This is a genomic window from Hominimerdicola aceti (genome assembly GCF_025567495.1).
Taxonomy (GTDB): domain Bacteria; phylum Bacillota; class Clostridia; order Oscillospirales; family Ruminococcaceae; genus Hominimerdicola; species Hominimerdicola aceti.
In genome coordinates, this window is the sequence record NZ_JAOQJZ010000033.1 from 1 (window position 1) to 1,417 (window position 1,417).

Below are 1,417 nucleotides of genomic sequence, written 5' to 3' on the forward strand. Positions count from 1 at the left end.
TGATGTAGTATAATAAAACTTGACACAATCCACCCACGAAAATATAATAAAAAAGAAGGAGAGTGTCAAGGAATGGGACAGGTAAAACAGTACAGCCGAGAATACAAAGAGGAAGCCTTAAAGCTTGCAGAGGAAAAAGGCTGTAAAAATGCAAGTGAAGAGTTGGGGATATCCTACAATACCCTGTATGGCTGGGTAAAAGAAGCTCGTAAAGGAAATCTTCATCTTGGAAAACGCAGCGACAGCAATGTATCCAAGCTTGAAGAAGAACTGCAGCAGCTTCGTCGTACCAACAAGGAGCTTGCCAAAGAAAACAAGCGGTTTCAGGAAGAAAATGAATTTCTAGCGGAGGCAACCGCTTTTTTCGCAGCGAGCCGTCAGAAGTCTGCAAAAAAGAAAGAATGAAATTCATAGCTTTAAAAACCAACGACGGAAAAGAGCAAGGAAAAATTTCTTTCTATTGCAGAGTGCTTGAAGTAACAAGACAGGGATTTTACGATTATCTGAAAAATCGTAATAAACCTTGGAAATACGAAGCTCTGGCGGCTGAAATGATGGAGATTATTGATGAAGACGAGTGTAACGATACATATGGCAGAGAAAGAATGCATAAGGCACTTTTGCTGAAACACCCCGATGGCGAGAGCGTTCCCAGTGAAAGTACAGTGTATCGTGTAATGCATGAAATAGGAATATCTCGCAGACCGAGGAGAAAGCCTAACGGTATCACAAAAGCAGACCGTGACGCAATGAAATCGGATGACCTGCTGAAACGTGAATTCAAGGCAGATAAGCCCTGTGAAAAGTGTGTAACGGACATTACAGAGATCAAGGGAAAAGACGGTAAGCTTTATACATCGGTGATCTTTGACTGTTTTGATCTTACCCCACTTGGAATATCAATGGATACCAATATGAAAACAGAATTATGCGTAGAAACAGTAAAAAATGCTGTTAAGTCCTATCCCGAATTGAAGGGAGCCATTCTGCATTCGGACAGAGGCAGCCAGTATACAAGCGAAAAGTACAGAGAAGCACTGAAACACGCCGGATTTGTTCAGAGCATGAACAGTGCCGGAGGAAGATGTCACGATAACGCCCGATGCGAGAGTATGTGGGCAAGAATGAAGGAAGAACTGTTTTACAGCAGACACAGAAAGTCCGAAAATTATACGGTAGCCGAGTTGAAAACAATGATCTGGAGGTATTATATGAGCTATTGGAACAACCGCAGGATATGCTCGGCTAACGGAGGACTTCCGCCTGCTGTTAAACGAAAAAAGTACTATGAATCGCTCGTTTCAGCCGCCTGACCGGGCGGCACCCGAAATGGATATTTGTTCCATTTCGGAGAGCTGATTCCATACTTATTTTGCATTTTGGGTAGAAAATGTGTCAAGGGATATTGACAATATCA

The 1,417-nt window shown here is 42.5% G+C and carries 2 protein-coding genes; both read left to right on the forward strand.

Annotation, left to right across the window (positions count from 1 at the left end):
* The first annotated feature begins 72 nt into the window (after nt 1–72).
* Nucleotides 73–405: a transposase gene (locus OCV57_RS14235; protein WP_267302086.1), complete on the forward strand. Its 333-nt coding sequence runs from the start codon at nt 73–75 to the stop codon at nt 403–405.
* Entirely contained in the window at nt 402–1,313 is a 912-nt protein-coding gene (locus OCV57_RS14240; RefSeq protein ID WP_267302087.1) for an IS3 family transposase, read from the forward strand. The genes OCV57_RS14235 and OCV57_RS14240 overlap by 4 nt, the downstream gene beginning before the upstream one ends.
* Nucleotides 1,314–1,417 lie beyond the last annotated feature (104 nt).

What these genes read in the sequence shown, in the direction of transcription:
- OCV57_RS14235 (WP_267302086.1), top strand. Translation starts at nt 73, where the DNA reads ATGGGACAGGTAAAACAGTACAGCCGAGAATACAAAGAGGAAGCCTTA.
- OCV57_RS14240 (WP_267302087.1), top strand. Translation starts at nt 402, where the DNA reads ATGAAATTCATAGCTTTAAAAACCAACGACGGAAAAGAGCAAGGAAAA.